Origin of the sequence: Butyrivibrio fibrisolvens (genome assembly GCF_037113525.1) — a bacterium.
GTDB lineage: Bacteria > Bacillota > Clostridia > Lachnospirales > Lachnospiraceae > Butyrivibrio > Butyrivibrio fibrisolvens.
In genome coordinates, this window is record NZ_CP146963.1 from 1,977,751 (window position 1) to 2,001,307 (window position 23,557).

Below are 23,557 nucleotides of genomic sequence, written 5' to 3' on the forward strand. Positions count from 1 at the left end.
TTATACATAACAAGTTTGAAACAGCCTATAATAGACTGATTTTCATATAATAACTATTTTTTATTTTTTATCTAATGGAGGATATTAGAAATGGCAGTAAAGATCAGATTAAAGAGAATTGGTAAGAAGAAGACACCTTTCTACAGAATCATCGTAAGTGATGCAAAGGCTCCTGTACAGGGTAAGTTCGTTGATGAGATCGGAACATACGATCCTAACACAAATCCTGGAACAGTTAAGGTAGACGCTGAAAAGGCTCAGAAGTGGCTTGCTAATGGTGCTCAGCCTACAGATACAGTAGCTAAGATCTTCAAGATGGCAGGCGTTCACAAGAACTAATCCAAATTTGAAGTTCCTAATGCTTTAAAGACAACGATAGCCGGAGGTGGACATCACTATGAAAGAATTAGTCGAGGTAATCGCAAAGGCTTTAGTCGATAATCCGGGAGAAGTTGTTGTTACCGAGAAGGACGACGGCCGTAACATCACTATTGAGTTACACGTTGCTGCTTCTGATATGGGTAAAGTAATTGGTAAGCAGGGTAGAATAGCAAAAGCAATCCGCTCTGTTGTGAAGGCAGCATCTACACGCGAAGATAAGCACGTAGACGTTGAAATTGTCTGACAGTATAACCATTTACAGCTTCCGGGAGCTAAATGAATTTGCCTTCCCACAGACTTAAGGTTTAAGTCTGTGGGAAGATTTTATTTTTTTAGAAAATATGATTTTTGAATGAGGTGACAATGGATTTCCATGTTATGACTCTTTTTCCGGAGATGGTCTCACAGGGCCTTTCTACCAGTATTCTTGGAAGGGCTATGAGTAAGAATCTTATATCTCTTGAGTGTATCAACATAAGAGATTATTCCGCAGATCAAAAACATCACAAGGTTGATGATTATACATATGGCGGCGGTGCAGGAATGCTCATGCAGGCTCAGCCTGTCTATGACTGTTACAAAAGCCTCGAAAGCCGCATCGATTCATCTCACACAAAGCGCGTCATATATGTAACCCCTCAGGGTAAGGTGTTTAACCAGCAGCTGGCAGCTGAGTTTGCCCAGGCTGATGACCTTATTTTTCTGTGTGGTCACTATGAAGGCATTGATGAGAGAGTTCTTGAAGAGATAGTTACCGACTATGTTTCTATAGGTGATTATGTCCTTACAGGAGGCGAGCTTCCGGCTATGGTCATGATAGATACCATATCAAGACTTGTTCCCGGAGTTCTTAATAATGACATCTCGGCAGAGACAGAATCTTTTACCGATGGTCTTCTTGAGTACCCCCAGTATTCAAGACCTGAAGAGTGGATGGGCAAAAAAGTTCCGCCGATCCTTTTGTCAGGAGATCACAAAAAGGTAGATGAGTGGCGTCTTCAGATGTCACTTGAAAGAACTAAGGAAAGACGTCCTGAGCTCTATGAAGCCTGGATGGCGGCGCATCCACCCAAGCCGCCCAAGAAGCGCAGAAGGCGCAGGAAAAGCAGTGCGGGTGAAAATGAGATAATTACTGAAAACAGCACTGCACAAGAGAATTCCAATAATACAGAAAACACAGACAATTCTTGATCAAAAAAGGAGAAGACATGCCATATACACAGAAATTTCAGGTTGGTGTAATTGCATCTACACACGGAATACGTGGCGAAGTAAACGTTTTTCCGACAACAGATGATCCTAAACGTTTTAAACTTTTAAAAGAAGTTACTATGGAAAGCGAGCGTGAGGGAGCTGTTCTTCTTCATGTTCAGAGTGTCAGATTTTTCAAAAAGTTTGTTATCGTTAAGTTCAAAGAATTTGATGATATCAACCAGGTTGAGAGATTCCGAGGCAATATACTGACAGTCCCAAGAGAGCAGGCAGTTAAGCTTGAAGAGGGTGAATATTATATTCAGGATCTTATTGGAATCGATATCGTTGATGAAGATGACAATAAGCTTGGTAAGCTCGTAGATGTCATTCAGACAGGTGCTAATGACGTATATGAGATGGAGAGAGCAGATGGCGGCCCAAACGTCCTTATACCCGCTATCAAGCAGTGTATCCTTGATGTAAATCTTGATACCAATATCATGAAGATCCACGTTATGGATGGACTTATGTAAGAGCAATAGGCCGCTTTCCGGACATGGCAAATAAAATCAACGTCTCATGTGAAAATGACCTTGATTTTTCTAAGTGTCTTATCCACTTCCGTAAACACGCTGTACTCACGTTCCTAAGACACTAAGAAAAATCAAGAACATTTTCAAAATCGACTTTTGATTTTATTTGCCATGTCCGGAAAGCTACGTTATTGAAAGCTCTAAGCATTTTGGACTTAAGAAAATGAGGCTTTATGCCGATAGTCTTTAAGGCTTGGTTTCGTTTTTTGCGTACATATAGTGTACAGTTAATACTATTTTTATCATATTTCAGGAGGCTATGATGATTGATTATACCGAAGGTTCAGGACTGCAGTATCATATTGGCGTTAGTTCTGAGATGGTAGGCGAGTATGTTATTCTTCCGGGTGATCCGGGACGTTGCGAGAAGATCGCAGCTTATTTTGAAGATGCTAAGAAAGTCGGACAGAATCGCGAATTTACAACTTATACAGGAATGCTTGCCGGTCGCAAGGTAAGCGTAACATCAACTGGTATCGGTGGCCCTTCTGCAGCTATCTGCATGGAAGAGCTTGCCAGATGCGGAGTTAAGACATTTATCAGAGTTGGTACATGCGGCGGTATGCAGACAAATGTTCTTGGCGGTGACCTTATAATTGCAAGCGGCGCCGTAAGAATGGAAGGAACAAGTAAGGAATATGCTCCTATTGAGTTCCCTGCTGTTGCTGATTTTGATGTAACAAGAGCCCTTGTAGATGCAGCAGAAGCTAAAGAGTATCCTTATCACGTAGGCGTTGTAGAATGTAAGGATTCCTTCTATGGCCAGCATGAGCCTGAGAAGAAGCCTGTTTCTTACGAGCTTGAGAATAAATGGAAAGCATGGATGAGATGCGGCGTACTGGCTTCTGAGATGGAGTCTGCAGCTTTATATACAGTTGCACCTACACTTAAGGTTAAGTGTGGTACGATCCTCCTTACAGTAGCTAACCAGGAGCGTGCTAAGCTTGGTCTTCCTAATCCTCAGGTACACGATACAGGCAAGGCTATCGAGATAGCTGTAGATGCTATCAAGCGCCTTATTGAGAGTGAGGAAAAGAAATAAGTCAAAAAACATAAACGATATCTTGACTATACGACATCTTTTATGTTATTATACTTAAGTTGCAATAAATAGACGGTCCTCTGTTGCTGGTTTACCGAGGGTAAGCAGACATGGCATTATAGAACGTCCATTATAAGGAGATACAAAGATGACAATTATTGAAGAACTCGAGAAAGAGCAGCTGAATGCTAACGCACCTAAATTCGAAACTGGTGATACTATTAAGGTATACGCTAAGATCGTTGAAGGTGAGCGTACAAGAACACAGGTTTTCGAAGGAACTGTTAAGAAGATCCAGGGTGGTTCAAACCGCGCTACATTCACAGTTCGTAAGATTGCTTACGGCGTAGGCGTTGAGAAGACATGGCCTCTTCACTCTCCACTTGTTGAGAAGGTTGAAGTTGTTCGTAAGGGTAAAGTTAGACGTGCTAAGCTTAACTACCTTGTTGGACTTACAGGCAAAAAGGCTAAGGTTAAGGAAGCTAAATAATCTTTTCTTGATTGTCGAAAACACAGGCAGCCACAATCGCATTCGCGATTGTGGCTGTTTTTTTGATTATGGCTGAAGCTTCGTGCTTATAAAATTGAATAAGGCTTTGCCTATTCCTGAGGCTGGCCGTTAATAAATGATTTGGGGGTCGTGAAAATCATATAAAATTCAAGGCATGATATCTGGAATAAATATATTCCGGGATTCACAAACTCGCTTCGCTCAAACAGGTGAATCCCAAGCAGAATATATTCATTCCATCTATCAAGCTCTTGAATTTAATATGATTTTCAAAGACCCCCAAATCATTTATTAACGGCCAGCCTCAGGAATATGTAAGTTATTGGATGTTTTATAAGTGCGAAGCTTCAGCTGTTAAGAAAATGTAATAAATGTGAAAAAGATAATCAAAAAAAGCTTGCATTCGTCAATTATTATTATTATTATTTATGGTTTTATCGTTTGTAAGGAAAAAGGGGATTTTCTTACGGGGATGTTTAGGATAAACATCAATAGCTTTAATTGTGGGAGTTGAAAAAAGTTTGCAGGGAACATTTTATTCTTGCTGTATTCACAGCATATAAATCTCACAGTAAAAAAGTAACTATACGATATCTATAAATTATCAGGTAATAGTATTTGCTAAGGTATTATATTCAGCTATTCTGATGGCGTATAGATAACGTTTGTATAGTAATTTAAAAAACTAGATTTTGGAGGCTTGTATGAAGAAAAAAATTATTGCATTACTTTTGGTTACAGCGACTCTTGTATCAGCCTGTGGTGCAGAGGAGGAAACATCAAAAGAAGATATTGAGATTAACGAGACAGAAGAAACACCAAAGGCTGATTCTGTTTCTACAACTGATGACGAAGAGGTAGCTAAAACAGATGGAGAAGAAACTGCAACAAGTGGAGATGCAACTACTACAGATGGAAATATGGCTACAGGTGGCGCACTTGCAGTAAACGATACAGGGAAAACATATGAAGAGGCATCTGTAACAATAGAACAAAGTGATGTTAATAGTAATTTATGGATAATTACAAATAAATCGTCAGCTACATATCGTGTGATTACTGGTGGTTCGCAAGATCCTGATGGATTTTGGCCAAGGGATAGTTATTTTGCGCCAGGTGAAGTTCTATATTATTTTACATCGCCAGATGAAGCTGAAAATGTTAATGATTTATTTTTGTTTGCAGAAGATGACATAAGTAATATGGGAGAAGATTATGATACTCAGTGTTCGGTTGTAACCATTTCATATGATTCATCTAAATATGATGAGTCAGCAATATATGAACGTGGTTATGCCCTTTATTCGCTAGATGATGTTTGGGATAAGTATAAATTAGACGTATGTTATCCGAATATGGAATCGGTAAAAGATTATACACATGTTATTTATTTTAGACTTTTCGATGCAGATGGAAATGTAATTTATGAACCTGCCGATTTGGAACAATTTAAAGACTTGGCAAATAGAGAATACTTTGATATATGGGAAGGCCTGTTGGCAGATCCATCTATCATTTCAAATTGGGACCATGCAGAATTCTATATAACAACGCGAACTTAATATTTGATTTTATATTTTTACCCTCTCTTTTGTGGCAAAAGAGAGGGATTGTTGTGCTATAGTATAACAAAAGTAAAATTTCTATGATGGTTATAATTGTATATGTATATTTGGTTTGTTTCGTAAAATGTCTGGATTTAGCATTTGATTTATTGTTTATTACTGCATCAAATATTTAATGCTCAGCATATAGGAATGCTTCACCCATATCAAGTATTTATTGATTCGCCAGATACCGCTGAGATCATAGAGGTATATAACTATGAATGGACAGATGAAGAACTTTAATAATTATTATAAACAACTAGAAACTATGGATTTAAATCCTGTTTCAGCAAAAGACTTGCCGCATGTAAAAGTGGATATTAGAGGTGCTATAGCTTATGCAAAGAAATTAGGCAAGCAGGTGTTTGAAATGACGGATGAAGAAAAGCGAAGGTTTATGCGCACATATTAAGTATTTAGATACAAGATAAAATAAAAAAGTGTTTCTATGACGGATCATCATAGAAGCGCTTTTTTTTCTATAAAATGCATATTTGTGGTAAAATAAAAAGAGTGCTTATTTGAGATGGCACTTGGACTTATGGCTTTCTGTAGAGGCAAAGGTCTGTAATTTCGTAGTAAGGCAGGATCAGGTAATGGCATTCAGACGAAGAAGGAAAAATGAATTTCATCTTGAATATCACAACAAGAAGAAAAAGATAACTCCCCAGATCATAAGGGAAGTACTGTCGTGGGTGTTCTATACGGTTGTTGCGATAGTGATAGCAGCAATGCTTGTTATGGGCTTTGGCAAGAGTGTTGAGCTTGTCGGAGATTCAATGGAGCCGAGCCTTTATGCGGACCAGTATGTACTTGTGAATAAGGTATCGACTTATCTTACAGGGCCTTCAAGGGGTGACATCATAGCTTTTTTGCCAAATGGAAATACTAATTCACATTATTATGTCAAAAGAGTAGTGGCTCTGCCGGGTGAGACGGTTCAGATAATTGATGGAGCGCTGTATATAAACGGGACTATGCAGGTAACTGATTCTGAAGTTTATGATAAGATGGAAGAGGCAGGAATAGCTGCAAGCCCCATAAAGCTTGGTGCGGATGAATATTTCGTGCTGGGTGATAACAGAAACAGTTCGGAAGATAGCCGAAGTGCCAATATCGGAGTTGTTAAAGAGAGCTGGATACTTGGAACTGTATGGTATGCATACGGCGGTGAACAGGGCTCTTCTGGTATTGTGGGTAGCGGCGATTGAGATTGAAGCCAATGATTAAAATTGATATGTTTTCGCAACTTTGAATCAGAAATCCGCATTTACTGCGGATTTCGTAAGAAAGTGAATCGGTAGGTAAATAGGCCCAACACCGAAGGTGTTCTTAATTGGCCTATTTACATGACTTTTGGAACGAAGTGACAAAAAGTCATAGTAATAGTTTTAATCGTGTTTTTGAAAAAATACTAAAAACACACATTTAAAACTTTTGGTAAAAAGGAGATTTATGAATTATCAGTGGTATCCCGGTCATATGACCAAAGCAGTGAGAATGATGAAGGAGAATATAGGTCTTGTAGACATGATCGTAGAGATCACAGACGCAAGGATTCCTGTATCAAGCCGTAATCCTGACATCGATGAGCTTGGTAAAGGTAAGCAGAGGCTTATCATTCTTAATAAAGCAGATTTATCAGACCCTGAGAAGAATAATCAGTGGGTTGAATATTACAGATCACAGGGATATATGGCAGCTCTTCTTGATTCCCGTACCTCAAAGGATATGGGCAAGATCAAAAAGCTTATGGAAGAGACCTGTGCAGATAAGATAGCAAGAGATAAGGCAAGGGGCATTGTGAATCGTCCTATAAGAGCTATGGTTGCAGGTATTCCTAATGTTGGTAAGTCAACATTTATCAATCACTTAACAGGTAAAGCAGCTGCCAAGACCGGTAATAAACCAGGCGTTACAAAGGGAAAACAGTGGATCATGCTTGGTAAGACTTTGCAGCTTCTTGATACTCCAGGTATCCTGTGGCCTAAGTTTGAAGACCAGACAGTAGGCGCGCATCTTGCTATGATCGGTTCCATGAATGATGACAACATAGACAGCGGAGAACTGGCTATAGACCTTATCAAGGAGCTTGAAAGCGACTATGCACAGGCTGTATATAAGACGTATAATATAACAGATGAGGATGTTGAAAACGCAGTTGAAGAAGAGCACCTCATGACTAACTATTCAGGAATGCTTTGTGCTGTTGCCAAGGCAAGAAATCTTCTTCTTCCGGGAGCAAGACCTGATTATATGCGCGCAGCTAATCTTATTCTTGACGATTTCCGTGCAGGAAGGCTTGGCCGCATAACTCTTGAGAATACACCTGAAAATTGAAGAAAGTGGCTCGCATTTTAGAAAAAAGCGAGTTTGATAATGGCAAACTGAAAGGGGAGGAATGTCTTTTTAAGAAAGGCAAAGGACATAACAATGGAAGAAAACAACAGTACTTTTCATAAGGTGGTAAAAGAAATTGCATCTACACTTATCTATATCGCAGCGGTAGTGCTTATCACGTTTCTCTTCATCACATTCGTTGCGCAAAGGACCGAAGTAAGTGGACATTCTATGATGAACACACTTCAGGACAAGGATTCTCTCGTGGTATCCAAGATATCTTACGAGATTGGGGACCCTGAGAGGTTCGATATAGTTGTATTCCCGCATGTAGATGCCTTTGGGAACAGTACCTATTTTATCAAAAGAATAATAGGACTGCCTGGGGAAACTGTAAGGATCGACCTTGAGGGCAATATCTATATCAATGAGCAGAAGCTTGTGGAAAGCTATGGCCGCGAAGTTATCAAAAATCCGGGAGTAGCTTATGAAGGTGTGACTCTGGGACCTGATGAATACTTCGTTATGGGCGATAACCGCAACGATTCCATGGATTCACGTTATGAAGATGTTGGAAACATCAAGCGTGACGAGCTTGTGGGTAAGGCATGGCTTCGAATTTATCCGTTTGACAGCTTTGGAGTTGTGAAATAAGCATGATGTGACAAGAAGCGTATCAGCGCTGGCTGTTCATGATGTGGACTGAAAAAAATACTGGAATGGACTAATACAGATGGAATCTATATCACAGATCAAAGATTACTATAAATCCCTTAGCATATATGAGTATGAAACTTTTGTTGAAAAGTATGCTGATGATGACCGTGATGGCATTAAAAAGCTTGTAGAATCAGCTAATAAGAAAATAAAAGCTCTCGAAGCAGAGAGAGCTCGCACGGAAAAAATGAAAGAATTCGAGCGCAGATATGAGGAAATGGGCTATGTCTGCGGTATCGATGAAGTCGGAAGAGGCCCTCTGGCCGGTCCTGTGTGCGCAGGAGCAGTAATACTGCCTAAGGACACAGAAATTCTGTATCTAAACGATTCTAAAAAGTTATCCGAAAAAAAGAGAGAAGAGCTTTACGATATCATCATGGAAAAGGCAGTAGGAGCTGCAGTTGCTTTTGCAAGTCCTGAAAGGATCGATGAGATCAATATACTTCAGGCGGACTACGAAGCTATGGCAGAAGCTGTAGGTAAGCTTCCGGTGCGTCCTGACATCCTCCTTCTTGATGCCGTGCATGTTCCTCAGCTTGAAGAATACAAGCAGGTATCTATCATAAAAGGTGATGCCAAGTCTGTATCAATAGCTGCAGCAAGCATTATTGCCAAGGTTACAAGAGACAGACTTATGAAAGAGCTTGACGAGAAGTATCCCCAGTACGGATTTGCATCCAACAAGGGTTACGGAAGCGCAGCTCATATAGAAGCACTCAAAAAGTACGGCCCGTGTGAGATCCACAGAAGGTCTTTTATCGGGAATTTTATTTGATTGTTGTACGTTGCAAGTATATGAGAGTATTTTGCAGAACTCAACACTTATAAATATGTACTAGATATTTCGATATCCATTTGCTTGGTTGATCATCGAGACGTTTGCAAATGGCTGATTCATAGCGTGGAGATTAGTATGCCGGGAAGCCTTACTGTAGGACCTGGCGGTCAGATTCAGGGATCGCTACAGGTTAACAGAACTTCAGATGTTGCAGTCGTATCTAAGGGCCAGGAATCTCTGCGCTCTTTAGCGGCAGGCGATTCTCTAAGCGGTAAGGTTTTATCTGTTACAAAAGGGGCTGACGGCTCAAGAACTGCCCAGATTGATCTTGGTAACAACACAATAGTTGATGCCAAGCTTCAAAATGGCATGCAGCTTAGTGCCGGTCAGACTCTTTCTTTTTCTGTAAAAAGTTCTGCTTCAGGAACTCTGACTTTAACTCCCCTATATCAAAATACAGCAGCCCTTGATGCAACTGCGTCCAAAGCCCTTCTTGCTGCGGGACTATCTGTGACTGACGAACTTGGTCAGATGGTAAGTCAGATGATGAAAGAAGGCATGAGCATAGACAAGCAGAGTCTTCAGCAGATGAGCAGGATCTTGTCTGATAATCCGGGCGCTGACATAAACACACTTGTTCAGATGAAAAACCTGAATATCCCTATAAATGAGGGCAATATTCAGCAGTTCCAGAATTATCAGAATTATCAGCATCAGGTACTCTACGGCGCAAATAGTATCATGGATGAACTCCCGGAGGCTTTTAATCAGATGGTAGCTGCAGGAGATAAGGGTCAGGCTCTTAATCTCTATGGTGACCTGATGAAGCTCTTTGCAGGAGATGTATCGGAAGCTGCAAATGCTTTAGGGCAGGATGGAAAAAATGCTGCGGCCCTTCAGGGACAAGGTGATAACGCGGTACTTGGTTTGGCGTCTGATGGAAGCACTGAGAAAGGCGCAGAAGCCGCGAAAGCAGGTCTAAATCCTGAAGGCATTCAGAATCAGACTGAGCCAGGCAAGGGAGATGGAATTCAGGCTCAGGGCCCTTTAAATAGCCAGGCAGGAACTGATGCAAGGGAAGTTACCAATAACCTTATTGCAGGTTCCAATAATGAATCTTTGCAGAGCGCTGGTAATGCTTTGAGTTTAAGCGCCAAGCTTGATCTGACCCGGTTTGCAGGTGCTCTTAAAAATGCAGGAATTCCTTCGGAAGCTTTGAATGAACTAATTAAAGCAGGAGGCGAAGACCAGGCAGCGCTCCTTAGACTGCTTTCAAACTTGTATGAAAAAACTATACATACCTCTGACAATATTGATAAGGCATGGGGCAAGCTCTTTTCCTCAGATACATTTACAGAGGTTTTGAAAAGCAATATCGCCTCCCAGTGGACTATAGGTCCGGGAGACGTCAGTGACAAGGAAAATGTCAAAAATCTCTATGACAGGCTGAATTCTCAGGTTAAGCAGATGACGCAGATACTCCAAAACCACGTTGGAGAAAACAGCAGCGCTTTCCAAAGTTCTCAGAATCTGTCACAGAACATTGACTTCATGAACCAGCTCAATCAGATGTATGCTTACGTTCAGCTTCCCCTTAAGATGTCTGGAAACGATGCCCACGGGGATCTGTACGTGTATTCTAATAAAAAACATATGGCTTCTGACGATGGAAGTGTAAGCGCCCTTCTTCATCTTGATATGAACAATCTGGGGCCTATGGATGTCTACGTAAGGATGACAGACAGGAAGGTCAACACCAATTTCTATATGGCTGATGAGTCCTGCATAGACCTGATTGCAGCGCACATCGATGAACTTACAATGAGACTTAACAAAAGAGGTTATACCATGAATTATCAGGTTCTTCCTGCGGATGATATGACTTCGGAGAACCAGGCGGTTGATGAGCTCTTACAAAAGGGCGATAAGATGACACTGCTTTCGTCATCATCGTTTGATGCAAGGGCCTGAATGTGCATAGAAGTGCATCCATGCACTTCTGAACATGCACTTAGATACATCCTGTATCCTTTGGGGAAAAAATATGGCAGAACTTTCAGATAAGCGTAAAAACAAAACAGCCGTAGCGCTTGGCTACGATCCCAATGAGGATAATGCGCCTAAAGTTATTGCTTCAGGTAAGGGACTTGTTGCGGAGAAAATTATTGAACAGGCCAAGGAAAATGATATACCGCTTCATACAGATTCCAAGCTGGCTGATACTTTGTCGCACCTGGATATTGGGGAAGCGATACCGCCGGAACTTTATGAAGTTGTTGCGGAGATACTTGTATTCGTTGACGCAATGGACAAGATCAGGGCTAAGGATAAAACCCATAATCCGCTTCTTAGATAATGGAATATTGATTGGAGATAGAAATTGAATAAACATGAATTTGGAATGCAGGGGGAAGATATAGCCTGCAAATTCATTGAATCCCACGGCGGGCGGATCATTGAAAGGAATTTCCGTTTCAAAGGTGGTGAGATAGATGTCATCTATAAAGATGGCGATTATATAGTTTTTGGAGAGATCAAGTATCGTTCAAGCAGCACTTTTGGTATGGCAGAGGAAGCTGTAGGATATAGAAAACAGCGGACCATATCAAGGGGCTGCGATTTTTATTTGACAAAGAATAAATTAGATCAGTTCACACCGGTCAGGTTTGATGTGATAGCACTTAATGTAGATGAAAGACAGGAGACTGTTAAGGTTCACTATGTAAAGAATGCATTTGACTATATACCTATACGAAAAATGCGGTAGAATATAAATATCTTAAGAAAGTTTGAGGAATAATAATGAATAACGATACATATACTTTTTTTGCCACAGTATCAAGAATGAAATATATCGAAAGATGGGCGCTTATGAGAAATTCCCGTGCTGAGAATCTCTCTGAGCATTCATGCGAAGTTGCTATGATCGCGCATGTACTGTGCACTATCGGCAACGTAAGATATGGCCATAAGCTTGATGCGAACCTTGCTGCGCTTATCGGTCTGTATCACGATACAACCGAGATCATCACAGGAGATCTTCCAACTCCTGTTAAATACTATAATTCCAGCATCCAGCATGCCTACAAGGAAGTCGAGAAGATCGCAGAGGATCAGCTTCTTAAAAGGCTCCCCGAGGACCTTCGTCCCGCTTATGAAAAGATCTACAAGAATGCCGGAACTGATGAAGAAGAGTATATGCGCGGCCTCATCAAGGCAGCAGATAAGATATCTGCCCTTATCAAATGTATAGAAGAAGAGCGCAGCGGTAATACAGAGTTTAGAACCGCCAAGGAGACAACTCAGAAATCCATCAACGAGCTTCAGGCCAAGTACCCTGAAGTGCTGGATTTTGTAAACGACTTCCTGCCACCATATGGCAGAACACTGGATGAATTAAGCGATTAACGTACATAGAAATAGCTAGAAAGGGAATAAACAATGCTCAAATTTGTTAACGACTACTGTGAGGGAGCTCATCAGGAGATCCTTAATAATCTACAGAAAACAAACCTTGAAAAGATCACCGGCTATGGCCTTGATGTATATTCAGGAAGCGCCAAGAACAAGATCAGAAAAGCATGTGGTAAGCCTGAGGCAGAAGTGTATTTTCTTGTAGGTGGAACACAGACCAATGAAACTGTTATCTCTTCAATCTTAAAGCCTTATCAGGGCGTACTTGCTGCTGAGACAGGGCATATCAATACTCACGAAGCCGGTGCAATAGAGCATGGCGGACACAAGGTACTTGCCCTTAAACAAAAGGATGGCAAGATCAGTGCAAAGAGTATCTGGGAGTTTGACGAGAAGTTCCAAAACGACCTTAATAATGAGCATGAAGTTGCAGCCGGAATGGTGTATATATCACAGCCTACCGAATACGGAACACTTTATTCTCTTTCTGAGTTAAAAGAAATAAGACGTGCCTGCGACGAGATCGGCCTTAAGCTCTATATCGACGGAGCAAGACTTGGATACGCACTTGCCTGTGATGAAAACGATGCTACGCTCAAAGATATAGCCGATGTAGCGGATGTATTTACTATTGGCGGAACCAAGTGCGGGGCTATGATGGGAGAAGCTGTAGTATTTACAACTCCCGGCCTTGTGCCACATTTTTATACTATCATCAAGATTCACGGCGCAATGCTTGCTAAGGGCTGGCTTCTTGGACTTCAGTTCGATACTCTTTTTACAGATGATCTTTATACAAGGATCTGCAGAAATGCTATCGATGGAGCTATCAGAATTCGTGAAGCTCTTTTTACAAACGGATATGACATTTATATTGATTCGCCGACCAACCAGATATTCCCGGTTGTGACACCTGAAAAGGCCGAGGAACTTTCAGAGCACGTTGAATACGGCTTTATGGAGACTCTTGATGATGGAAGACAGGTCATCAGATTCTGCACAAGCTGGGCTACAACTAAGGAAGATGTTGATAAACTTATAGATATTCTTTGAAAACCTGATCTTTCGAAAGCGAAGGGGAGCTTATGGGGAGATTTCTACTGATCAGATCTAAGGGAGTTTGTTACGAATCTTTTTATACATTTACGGACTGCCTCTATCATGCGCTAAGGCGCTACGGGGCAGACGTAGATGTTTTTGACGAATCTAAAAGTGCGAACATAAGGATTTTCCTTGGGAAAAGCTATGACGCCATAATTGACTTTGATTCCACAATGCCTGACAAGAAGCTTGATGACGGAACACCAGTACTTCAGGCGCTTGACGGGCCATTCATTAACTATCTTCTGGACCATCCACTTTATTTTCATGGGCAGCTGTCACAAAACGTGCCGCAGCATGTCATCTGCATAGACAGAAGACATGTGGCTTATCTGGAAAAATATTATCCGGAGCTTCAAAGCATAACTTTTGCGCCTCTACCAATGATGCCTGTAAATGATGATGATATCAAAAGTATAAAAGATCGCAGAATCGGTATACTCTTCACCGGAACCTATACTTCACCTGAATTTATACAAAGAAAGCTCTCTGACATCAATCCTGACGCCAGAAGAGATGTCTTTGAGATCCTAAGCTACATGCAGGCTGACACCACTCTGACCATAGAAGATGCCATGCAGAAATTCCTTGATACCAGGGAGAAGAAAATACCTGATAAAATGTTCAGACAGTTCATGCAATACTACTACCTGGCCGACACTGCAGCAGCCGCCTGGGCCAGAGACATAGTAGTAAGAGCAATCCTTAACAGAGGGAATAAACTCACCGTATGCGGCCACGGCTGGAACGATTTCAGACGCTACGATAACACCCCATATGATAATCTCGAAATACTACCTGAAGTTTCATACCACAGATCCGTAGACATGGCCTACGAAGCCAAGATGCTCCTAAACGTCATGCCCTGGTTCAAAGACGGAATCCACGACCGGGTATTCACTGCCGCCGGCCACGGCGCAGTGTGTCTCAGCGACGAAACACCTGCGTTAAATGAGATTATGGGCCGTTCTTATGTGGGATTCTCGCTTGAAAAGCTTGAAGAATTATCAGATAAGATCAAAAAGACACTTTCAGATGATGCATATATGCAGCAATTAGCAGATGCTGCTCATGAGAGCATTACATCGACATATGGTTGGGACTCTTTTGTAGATAGTCTATGTAGCAATTACCTGAGTATGATTTGCTAAAGATAAATCTGTATTGTATATACTATTTAAGGAGCTATAACCCCGGATAAACGAATTGGTCATAACAGATCCAATAAAGTAGATCAAGGACTATGATAAATAAAAGCATTAGCCGATTTTGAAAATGTTCCTGAGTTTTCTTAGAGTCTTAGGAGCGCAAGTACAGCGTGCCCACTGAAGCGGATAAGACTCTTAGAAAACCCTGGAACATTTTCACCTGAGGCTAATGCTTTTATTTATCATAGTCCTTGGAACGCAACCTACCTCTGTTATGACCAATTCGTTTATCCGTCCTTATACCACAAAAAGCCCCGCCTGCATATGCAGCTGGGGCAAAGTGTATCAGCTTCTAAGTTCTGAAAGTGTATGGTCACCTTCGTTGTACTTTTGAACGATCTCATGGATCTTGGATGTAGGAATCAGGATGTTGCTTGTTGATACATCATGATTTACGAAGTCGATAATTGTTGCGATATATTTACTCATGTCAGCAACCAGATAATATGGACGCTTAACATTTTCAGGATTCTGATAAGTCAGGTTAGTAGAGATAATGTAGTCGAATTCGCGCTTTTCATAAGCATCATCAAACTTATCCATACCATCTGTGAAAAGACCAAATGTGCAGGCGATGAATACCCTCTTGGCGCCCATTTCCTTGAGCTGTCTACTTGTATCGATCATTGAAGCTCCGGAAGAGATCATATCATCAACGATGATAACATCTTTGCCCTGGATGTTAGAACCAAGGAATTCGTGAGCAACAATAGGGTTAGTTCCGTTAACAACGTGAGCGTAGTCACGACGCTTATAGAACATACCTGTATCTGCGCCAAGAACGTTGGCAAAATATACTGCTCTGTCAAGAGCGCCTTCGTCCGGGCTGATTACGATAAGGTGATCCTTATCAACGATAAGATCATCAATGTTTAAAAGAAGTTCCTTCATGAACTGGTAAGTAGCCATGAAGTTATCAAAACCGTTAAGTGGAGCTGAGTTGGAAATTCTAGGATCATGAGCATCGAAAGTGATGAAGTTCTTAACACCCATATCAGCAAGCTCTTTAAACATAAGAGCGGCATCAAGGGATTCACGCTGAGATCTTCTGTGCTGACGACCTACATAAAGGAAAGGCATGATGACGTTGAGACGCTTAGCCTTGCCGTTTGCAGCGGCGATAACACGTTTAAGATCCTGATAGTGATCATCAGGAGACTTGTAGTTGGTAAAACCATTCATTTTGTAAGGGCAGTTGTAGTTGACAACGTCCAAAAGGATGAACAGGTCATCACCTCTTATTGAGTCATTCAAAGAAGCCTTAGCTTCACCTGAAGCAAATCTGTCGAGTTTGGGAACGAATTTGTAGCTGTCCTGCATATAATTCTTGAAAGCAGGATCGCCAGCCGGAACTGTGTGAATGTTGTTACGGAAATCAACAAGATATTTGTCGACCTTATCTCCAAGCTCAGTAGCAGAGTCAAGGACTACAAGTTTAAGAGGTGCAACGGGAATCTTATTTTCGAGCTGCTGAAAATCTGGCATTTTATATCTCCATTTCGCGATGTAGTGAACAGTTATGAGGTCAAAAGCAAGAGTATTTAGACATTATTCATAGCAATTTTTGACCCTTCCGTACTATGTTTTATCATCTCGACAGTGGCACGTCAAGGCTATTCATGTTAAAATAATTCTGTGTGCGCAGATAATTAGTATTTCTGCGCATTGATATTGTGGATTATTTTTTAAGGATATTTCATGGATAACAATTTTAAAGGCCATTTTATAAGAGATGTAAGGCCCGGAAGCATAGCTGAAGAAGTCGGAATAGAGCCGATGGACAGACTGATAGCCATCAATGATCAGGAAATCAAGGATATTTTTGACTATCAGTACCTTACAGAGAGCAGTGAAGTCAACGTTCTTATCGAAAAGCCTGACGGAGAGCCGTGGCTTCTTGAGATCGAGAAGGACGATGATGAGGACCTTGGCATAATCTTTGACAATGGACTGATGGATGATTACAAGTCATGCCATAACAAGTGCATATTTTGCTTTATAGACCAGATGCCCAAAGGAATGAGAGAGACTCTTTATTTCAAAGACGATGACTCAAGGCTTTCATTTCTTCAGGGTAATTATGTCACACTTACAAACATGTCTGATGCAGACGTAGACAGGATCATAAGATATCATCTTTCTCCTATCAACGTATCGATCCAGACAACCAATCCTGAACTTCGTAACAAGATGCTCAACAACCGCTTTGCGGGACAGGCTCTTGAGAAGTTCAAAAAGCTCTGCGATCCTCAGTATGGAATAGAGCTCAACGCTCAGATCGTTCTTTGCAAAGGAATCAATGACGGAGAGGAGCTCCACAGAAGCTTATCGGACCTTTACAGCTACAGACCAAGTCTTCGCAGCGTATCTATAGTACCTGTAGGACTTTCCAAGTTTAGAGAAGGTCTTTTCCCATTAGAGCCTTTTGGAAGAGAAGAGGCCAGGAAAGTTGTAGAGGAGATTACCTACTGGCAGGAAAAGAGCTTTAAGGAGACCGGAGATCACTTCATCCACGCTTCTGATGAGTGGTTCATGATAGCAGGACTTCCAATCCCGCCAGCATCCTTGTATGACGGATACGGACAGCTTGAAAACGGCGTAGGAATGGTAAGGCTCCTTCTTGACGACTTCCACGAATCACTTGAGGCGCTTAAAGAGGCTGCATCGGAAGATCAAAAATTATTTGATTATTTACAAAATTTTAAGTATACTTACACAGTTGTCTCGGGCAAGCTAATCCACCCTTATATAGCGGACATGATGAATGAAGTAATGGACTATTGCCCAGGCCTTAAAGTTAACTGCGCCGAGATCATCAATCACTTCTTTGGTGAGGGTATCACGGTTACAGGGCTTCTCACAGGACAGGATATTATAGGACAGCTTAAGGGAAAAGAGCTTGGGAATAAGCTTCTACTGCCACAGAATGTCTTAAGAGCAGGAGAGAATTATCTTCTGGATGATATAACTGTTCCGCAGATTGAAGAAGCGCTAGGTATTGACATCGAAATAATCAGAAATGAAGGTGACGACCTCATAGACAGGTTATTCAGATTAACAGAAAATGGTTTTAAGATCTGACATCCCATGTTTAAAGAGATTGAGAAGTTCTTCAATAGATCTGACTCTTGGACCAAAGACCTTATTTGATGAGATTATATGTATTTCAATGAGTATGGTTTGAATATGGTCTGTAAGAAGTATATGAATCTCTTTTAGTCAGATACGTACGCATAACATGGAGGAAATAAAATGCCCAGAAAACAGATAGTAGCAGTAGTCGGCAGACCAAACGTTGGTAAGTCCACACTTTTTAACGCCCTTGCCGGCAAAAGAATTTCTATAGTAGAAGATACACCAGGTGTAACACGTGACCGTATCTACCAGGACGTAGAGTGGCTTGGAAAGGTGTTTACACTTATTGATACAGGCGGTATCGAGCCTGATTCCAAGGATGTTATTTTGTCACAGATGCGTCAGCAGGCTGAAATAGCCATTGAAACAGCTGATGTTATCGTTTTCCTTTGCGATCTTAAGCAGGGGGTGACAGATGCAGATGCTCAGGTTGCTGATATGCTCCGCAGAAGCGGCAAGCCTGTAGTTCTTACAGTTAATAAGGTTGACAGCTTTAAGCGTGACAGTCTTGACGTATATGAATTCTATAACCTTGGTATTGGTGATCCTATACCGATTTCAGCTGCTAACATGCAGGGTATCGGCGATATGCTCGAGGAAGTTGTTAAGCACTTCCCTGATGAAACAGCTACTGAGGATGAAGAGGACGATGACAACATCAAGGTTGCTATCATTGGTAAGCCTAATGTTGGTAAGTCCAGTATCATCAACAAGCTCATCGGCGAGAACAGACTTATCGTTTCAGACGTTGCAGGTACTACGAGAGATGCAATAGATACTGAGATCACACATAATAAGCAGAAATATACTTTTATTGATACAGCAGGTATCAGACGTCACAATAAGATCAAAGAGCACCTTGAACAGTACATGCTGGTTCGTACAGTCAGCGCTGTTGAGCGTGCAGACGTATGTGTAGTTGTTATAAGCGCTGAAGAAGGCGTAACAGAGCAGGATGCTAAGATCGCAGGTATCGCTCATGACAATGGCAAGGCTGTTATCATCGCTGTTAATAAGTGGGATCTTATCGAGAAGGACAACCACTCAGTTAATGACTTCACCAAGAAAGTAAGACAGACCCTGTCATTCATGCCATATGCCGAGATCCTTTTCGTATCAGCTCAGACAGGTCAGAGACTTGTAAAACTCTATGACATGATCGATGCTGTATACCAGAATCATTCAATGCGTGTTGCAACAGGTGTCCTTAACGAGATCCTCATGCAGGCACTCGTTATGCAGCAGCCACCGTCAGACAGAGGCCGCGTACTCAAAGTCTTCTATATGACTCAGGTAGCTGTTAAGCCGCCGACATTTGTTATTTTTGTAAATGACAAAAAGCTCATGCACTTCTCATATACACGTTATATTGAGAACCAGGTAAGAGCAGCTTTCGGCTTTGCCGGAACACCTCTTAAGTTCCTTATCCGTGAGCGTAAGGGAGATAACTCTATAAAGGGTAATCATAAATAATCAGATGAAATATGATGATGCATGGGTCAAAAAGCTTTTGATCCTGCATCACCTTATTTATCAAACATACTTGATCTATGGGAGACTTTAAAATGAATATGGTAGTTCTCAGACTCATTTGTTTAGTTGTTGGATATGCTTTTGGTATGATCCAGACAGCATATTTTTACGGTAAGATGAAAGGCATCGATATCAGAAAACACGGAAGCGGTAATGCCGGTACAACTAACACTCTTCGCGTACTTGGACCCAAAGCCGGATTCACGGTTCTTTTCGGAGATATGCTTAAATGTGCTATTGCTGTATGGCTTGTAGGCTGGATCCTTGGCGGAATATATCCTGAACACGTATACCTTTTCAAGATATATACAGCATTTGGTGCGATCCTCGGACATGATTTCCCCTTTTATATGAACTTCAAGGGAGGAAAAGGAATAGCTGCTACATGCGGATTTGTTATCGCATTCCACTGGAGCTTCATCCCAATGTTCCTTATCGTTTTCCTCGTGATCTTCAACATAACTCATTTTGTATCCCTTGGATCACTTGCTATATATGTGGGATTCATCATCCTTCTTATAATTGAAGGCCAGCTTGGACTTTTTGGATTTGCAAATATGGCTACTGCTGACAAGATCGAGATGTATGTTGTCGCTATCATTATGGCAGCACTTGCATTCTACAGACACAGAAGCAATATCGTTAAGCTGCTCAAAGGCGAAGAGAGAAAGACTTACATTTTCAAGAAAAATAAAGTTGACTAAGTTTAAATATAAAGGGCCAAAAGGACATAGACAATATGGCCTTTGGCCCTTTTAAACGTACATAGAAATACATCCCTGTATTTCTGAACATGTACTAACTACATCCTGTAGTAGGTACATAGAAATGCATCCATGCATTTCTGAACATGTACTAACTACGTCCTGTAGTAGGTACATAGAAATCTAATATAGAGGACTGATTATGGAAAAAGAAAACATTGGAATCATAGGTGCAGGTAGCTGGGGAATAGCTCTTGCATATCTTCTTAAGAATAACGGACACGATGTTACAGTCTGGACCAGAAGAAAAGAAGCTGCAGAAAAGCTAAATCAGGATCATGAGAATAAGGACAAGCTCCCCGGAGTTGTGCTTCCTGAATCTGTAGCGTTTACATCTGATCTTAAAGAAGCTGTCAGCGGCAAGAGTATTCTCGTTCTTGTTGTTCCGTCAGCACACCTTAGAGAGACAATGGAGCTTATGAAGCCCTATATAACAAACGACCAGATAATCGTTAACTGCTCTAAGGGCATCGAAGACAGCTCACTTCTTGTTATGAGCCAGGTCATTCATGACGTTCTTGGTAATGACTTCCCGAGAAAAAATATAACTGTTCTGTCAGGACCTTCCCATGCAGAGGAAGTAGGTAAAGGTACTCCTACTACGATAGTGGTTGGATCTATATCCGAAAGCGTGGCAGTAAGACTTCAGAATGTGTTCATGAATGAAGTATTCAGAGTATATATCAGCCCTGATATGAAGGGAATTGAGATAGGTGCAGCCTGCAAGAATGTCATAGCACTTGCTGCAGGTATCGCAGACGGACTTGGCTATGGTGATAACACTAAGGCAGCTCTTATCACGAGAGGAATCACAGAGATTACTCGTCTTGGTATTGCTGCAGGAGGTAATTTCGAGACATTTGCAGGTCTTTCCGGAATTGGAGATCTTATCGTAACTTGTGCATCCATGCATTCTCGTAACAGAAGAGCAGGAATCCTGATCGGTCAGGGTAAGACGATGCAGGAAGCTATGGACGAGGTACAGATGGTAGTTGAGGGTGTATATTCTGCAAAGGCTGCACTTAAGCTTTCTAAGCTCTTTGACGTAGAAATGCCAATCGTAGAGCAGGTGTGCGAGATCCTGTTTAATAATAAGCCGGCGAAGGAAGCAGTGGCAGATCTTATGCTTCGTGACAAGAAGGTTGAGAGCCATAAGATCGAGTTCCCAGAGGAATAGGGGCTCAAACTTCGCACGTTTAGAGGTTCATGCGAGGGGATTCCTGAGGCTGGCAGTTAATAAATGATTTGGTTGTCGTGAAAAATATATTGAATTCAAGGCATGATAGATGGAGATCTATATTCCTAGGGTTTGAAACTACAGGACGTAGTTACGACATGTTCAGAAGTTCATGGATGAACTTCTATGTCGGGAACTCGCTGCGCTCAAACAGTCAAACCCTGAGCAGGAATATAAATCTCCATCTATCAAGCTCTTGAATTTAATATATTTTTCAAAGACAACCAAATCATTTATTAACTGCCAGCCTCAGGAATCCTCAAGGTATTGGAAGGCTTTATATGTGCGAAGGTTAAGAATATAAGTTAAAAGGAGAAGATTTAAAAGGTATGAAGAAGTGTTTGAAATGCGGAAATGAGTTGCTGGATAATGCAATGTTTTGCCCGAAATGCGGGACGAAGCAGAATGGGGGAGCTGATTCAAATAGTCAGGTAAATGGAGCGGCTAATAGTACAGTTAACTCACAGGTAAATAGTACAGTAAATACACAGATGAATGGGCAGAAAATAAGTCCGGTAAATTCACAGATAGATAAGCTGTCAAAGAAGACAGGTAAGAGCAGGAATTATATTATTGGGCTTGTGGCATGTATAATTGCAGCAATAGTAGTTGTTTCATTAGTTACATCTGGGCTTTCTAAACGTAAAACCTATAAGCCATTGAAAGACGATCTTGGGGATGATCTTTTCTCAGGAACAATTCAGATTGATGATACTGTTTATGAGTTCCCATGCAAGGTGTCAGAGTTTTTAGATAATGGATGGAAAAGTGATGATCATGTAAAGACGGTTGAATCTCATTTTGATAAAAATTGTACACTTATTAAAAACGGAAGAGCTTTTTCTATAACCTTTGAAAACTTTGATGATTATCCAATTGCATTTGAAGATTGCTATATAACAGGCTTTTCATGGGACAATCATCAGAATGATAAGGAAAAAGAGAAGAATCTGGATTATCCGGATATCTTTTTCCCAGGTGGAGTAGGAACTAATACGTCTCTTGATAAAATGGCTGACTTTGTAGAAACACTCGATGAAGAAAATGTTCTTACAGACTATGAGACACCATCTAATCATCTGTATCACTATGAATTTGAGGAATCAAGTGAAGAAAGTAGAATAAACTACCATATTGAATATCAAACAGAAAAAGAAGAAATCATGCATACATTATGGTTCCATATTTATCTGTATGATACAACTGACCTTAAAGGCGCAGATGAAGCTGATCCTGAAATATCAGACGAAGTGCCTTCTGAAATAGCAGATTATGAGCTTCCGGACGAACTTGGTGATAATTTTACATCAGGACGATTTGAACTTGACGGAGTTGTTTATGAGATAGGATCTCCTTTAAGCAACTTTTTTGATAATGGATGGGAACTTACATATGTACAGGGTGAATGCAGAACGTACCTTGAGCCTTCTGAATATGGAAAAGTAATTATCACTAAAGGCGAGGATAAGATATATTTAAATGCTAAAAATATTTCTGATAAGACTGTAGCTGTTGAGAACTGCGTTCTTGATGGAATTACATCCTATAATTTCCTTAGCAAAGCTGATTTTGCTCTTCCGGGAGACATTACAAATGAATCTTCCAAGGAAGAGGTAGAAGATATGATGGATGATCTTGGTGTGGAATATGAAAAAGTTGATTCTAGTGACTGGTCTTACTACTTTAGCAAAGATAATATAGATTTCTATATAACTGGTGATACTGAAGAACCTGAAGAAGGTCTTAGCATCGACATTAACTATGAAGAAAGAGATAAATAAGTGTAATGGTATGGCCGTAAACTTTGAACTTATCAGAGTTTACGGCCATTTTCTATGTCTCAAAATCAGAATATGAAATCACAAACGGTGAATTCGTGATAATATAAGTAGTGGTCAGAATTTAAAGTAGCTTCAAAGGTACCATATTAAAGGAGAAAGTTTGAAAATAAAATTTTCAAACTTCACAAAGTGGTGTCGCGAGCTCCACCACTTCAACCATT

The 23,557-nt window shown here is 40.9% G+C and carries 24 protein-coding genes; 23 read left to right on the top strand and 1 reads right to left on the bottom strand.

The window, feature by feature from the left end:
- Positions 1-90: 90 nt before the first annotated feature.
- The 18 genes from rpsP to WAA20_RS08235 all read left to right on the top strand — a co-directional run bounded on the left by rpsP (position 91) and on the right by WAA20_RS08235 (position 14,829).
- A complete protein-coding gene (gene rpsP, locus WAA20_RS08150) occupies positions 91-339 on the top strand; it encodes a 30S ribosomal protein S16 (protein WP_073385302.1) in 249 nt (82 codons plus the stop codon).
- Between the two features lie 58 nt (positions 340-397).
- A complete protein-coding gene (locus WAA20_RS08155) occupies positions 398-625 on the top strand; it encodes a KH domain-containing protein (protein WP_022754441.1) in 228 nt (75 codons plus the stop codon).
- 119 nt (positions 626-744) lie between these two features.
- Positions 745-1,572 (top strand): tRNA (guanosine(37)-N1)-methyltransferase TrmD, encoded by an 828-nt coding sequence (gene trmD / locus WAA20_RS08160; protein WP_073385304.1) that lies wholly within the window; start codon positions 745-747, stop codon positions 1,570-1,572.
- 17 nt (positions 1,573-1,589) lie between these two features.
- A complete protein-coding gene (rimM, locus tag WAA20_RS08165) occupies positions 1,590-2,108 on the top strand; it encodes a ribosome maturation factor RimM (RefSeq protein WP_073385305.1) in 519 nt (172 codons plus the stop codon).
- Positions 2,109-2,430: 322 nt separating this feature from the next.
- On the top strand, positions 2,431-3,210 hold the full coding sequence (gene udp, locus WAA20_RS08170; RefSeq protein WP_073385307.1) for a uridine phosphorylase: 780 nt from the start codon (positions 2,431-2,433) through the stop codon (positions 3,208-3,210).
- Positions 3,211-3,358: 148 nt separating this feature from the next.
- On the top strand, positions 3,359-3,700 hold the full coding sequence (gene rplS / locus WAA20_RS08175) for a 50S ribosomal protein L19 (protein ID WP_022754436.1): 342 nt from the start codon (positions 3,359-3,361) through the stop codon (positions 3,698-3,700).
- A gap of 725 nt (positions 3,701-4,425) precedes the next feature.
- Positions 4,426-5,283, top strand: a complete 858-nt coding sequence (locus WAA20_RS08180; protein WP_073385308.1) for a hypothetical protein — start codon at positions 4,426-4,428, stop codon at positions 5,281-5,283.
- 262 nt (positions 5,284-5,545) lie between these two features.
- Positions 5,546-5,740, top strand: a complete 195-nt coding sequence (locus tag WAA20_RS08185; RefSeq protein WP_073385310.1) for a hypothetical protein — start codon at positions 5,546-5,548, stop codon at positions 5,738-5,740.
- 121 nt (positions 5,741-5,861) lie between these two features.
- Positions 5,862-6,539 (top strand): signal peptidase I, encoded by a 678-nt coding sequence (gene lepB / locus WAA20_RS08190; RefSeq protein ID WP_242951135.1) that lies wholly within the window; start codon positions 5,862-5,864, stop codon positions 6,537-6,539.
- 244 nt (positions 6,540-6,783) lie between these two features.
- Positions 6,784-7,668, top strand: coding sequence for a ribosome biogenesis GTPase YlqF (gene ylqF / locus WAA20_RS08195; RefSeq protein ID WP_073385311.1), 885 nt, complete (start codon positions 6,784-6,786; stop codon positions 7,666-7,668).
- Positions 7,669-7,761: 93 nt separating this feature from the next.
- A complete protein-coding gene (gene lepB / locus WAA20_RS08200; protein ID WP_073385313.1) occupies positions 7,762-8,322 on the top strand; it encodes a signal peptidase I in 561 nt (186 codons plus the stop codon).
- A gap of 79 nt (positions 8,323-8,401) precedes the next feature.
- Positions 8,402-9,160, top strand: coding sequence for a ribonuclease HII (locus WAA20_RS08205; protein WP_073385315.1), 759 nt, complete (start codon positions 8,402-8,404; stop codon positions 9,158-9,160).
- 138 nt (positions 9,161-9,298) lie between these two features.
- Positions 9,299-11,134 (top strand): flagellar hook-length control protein FliK, encoded by a 1,836-nt coding sequence (locus WAA20_RS08210; protein WP_073385317.1) that lies wholly within the window; start codon positions 9,299-9,301, stop codon positions 11,132-11,134.
- A gap of 73 nt (positions 11,135-11,207) precedes the next feature.
- A complete protein-coding gene (locus tag WAA20_RS08215; protein ID WP_073385319.1) occupies positions 11,208-11,519 on the top strand; it encodes an EscU/YscU/HrcU family type III secretion system export apparatus switch protein in 312 nt (103 codons plus the stop codon).
- A 24-nt stretch (positions 11,520-11,543) separates the two neighbouring features.
- Complete coding sequence (locus WAA20_RS08220; protein ID WP_073385321.1) at positions 11,544-11,930, top strand: YraN family protein; 387 nt, start codon at positions 11,544-11,546, stop codon at positions 11,928-11,930.
- 35 nt (positions 11,931-11,965) lie between these two features.
- Positions 11,966-12,571 carry a 5'-deoxynucleotidase gene (gene yfbR / locus WAA20_RS08225; protein ID WP_073385322.1) on the top strand — a complete coding sequence of 202 codons (606 nt, stop codon included), beginning with the start codon at positions 11,966-11,968 and terminating at the stop codon, positions 12,569-12,571.
- A 33-nt stretch (positions 12,572-12,604) separates the two neighbouring features.
- Entirely contained in the window at positions 12,605-13,630 is a 1,026-nt protein-coding gene (locus tag WAA20_RS08230; RefSeq protein ID WP_073385324.1) for a low specificity L-threonine aldolase, read from the top strand.
- Between the two features lie 32 nt (positions 13,631-13,662).
- Positions 13,663-14,829: a glycosyltransferase gene (locus tag WAA20_RS08235; RefSeq protein ID WP_073385326.1), complete on the top strand. Its 1,167-nt coding sequence runs from the start codon at positions 13,663-13,665 to the stop codon at positions 14,827-14,829.
- Positions 14,830-15,171: 342 nt separating this feature from the next.
- On the opposite strand, the gene WAA20_RS08240 is transcribed toward WAA20_RS08235, so the two are convergent.
- The gene (locus WAA20_RS08240) at positions 15,172-16,371 is read right to left on the bottom strand and encodes a ribose-phosphate pyrophosphokinase (RefSeq protein WP_073385328.1); all 1,200 of its coding nucleotides are present in this window, start codon (positions 16,369-16,371) and stop codon (positions 15,172-15,174) included.
- Positions 16,372-16,584: 213 nt separating this feature from the next.
- Here WAA20_RS08240 and WAA20_RS08245 point away from each other — a divergent pair, with 213 nt between their 5' ends.
- The 5 genes from WAA20_RS08245 to WAA20_RS08265 all read left to right on the top strand — a co-directional run bounded on the left by WAA20_RS08245 (position 16,585) and on the right by WAA20_RS08265 (position 23,336).
- Complete coding sequence (locus WAA20_RS08245) at positions 16,585-17,967, top strand: DUF512 domain-containing protein (RefSeq protein ID WP_073385330.1); 1,383 nt, start codon at positions 16,585-16,587, stop codon at positions 17,965-17,967.
- A 171-nt stretch (positions 17,968-18,138) separates the two neighbouring features.
- Positions 18,139-19,494 carry a ribosome biogenesis GTPase Der gene (gene der / locus WAA20_RS08250; protein WP_073385332.1) on the top strand — a complete coding sequence of 452 codons (1,356 nt, stop codon included), beginning with the start codon at positions 18,139-18,141 and terminating at the stop codon, positions 19,492-19,494.
- A 92-nt stretch (positions 19,495-19,586) separates the two neighbouring features.
- Entirely contained in the window at positions 19,587-20,258 is a 672-nt protein-coding gene (plsY, locus tag WAA20_RS08255; protein WP_242951136.1) for a glycerol-3-phosphate 1-O-acyltransferase PlsY, read from the top strand.
- 202 nt (positions 20,259-20,460) lie between these two features.
- Positions 20,461-21,495, top strand: a complete 1,035-nt coding sequence (locus WAA20_RS08260) for an NAD(P)H-dependent glycerol-3-phosphate dehydrogenase (protein WP_073385334.1) — start codon at positions 20,461-20,463, stop codon at positions 21,493-21,495.
- A gap of 389 nt (positions 21,496-21,884) precedes the next feature.
- On the top strand, positions 21,885-23,336 hold the full coding sequence (locus WAA20_RS08265) for a zinc ribbon domain-containing protein (RefSeq protein WP_073385336.1): 1,452 nt from the start codon (positions 21,885-21,887) through the stop codon (positions 23,334-23,336).
- Positions 23,337-23,557 lie beyond the last annotated feature (221 nt).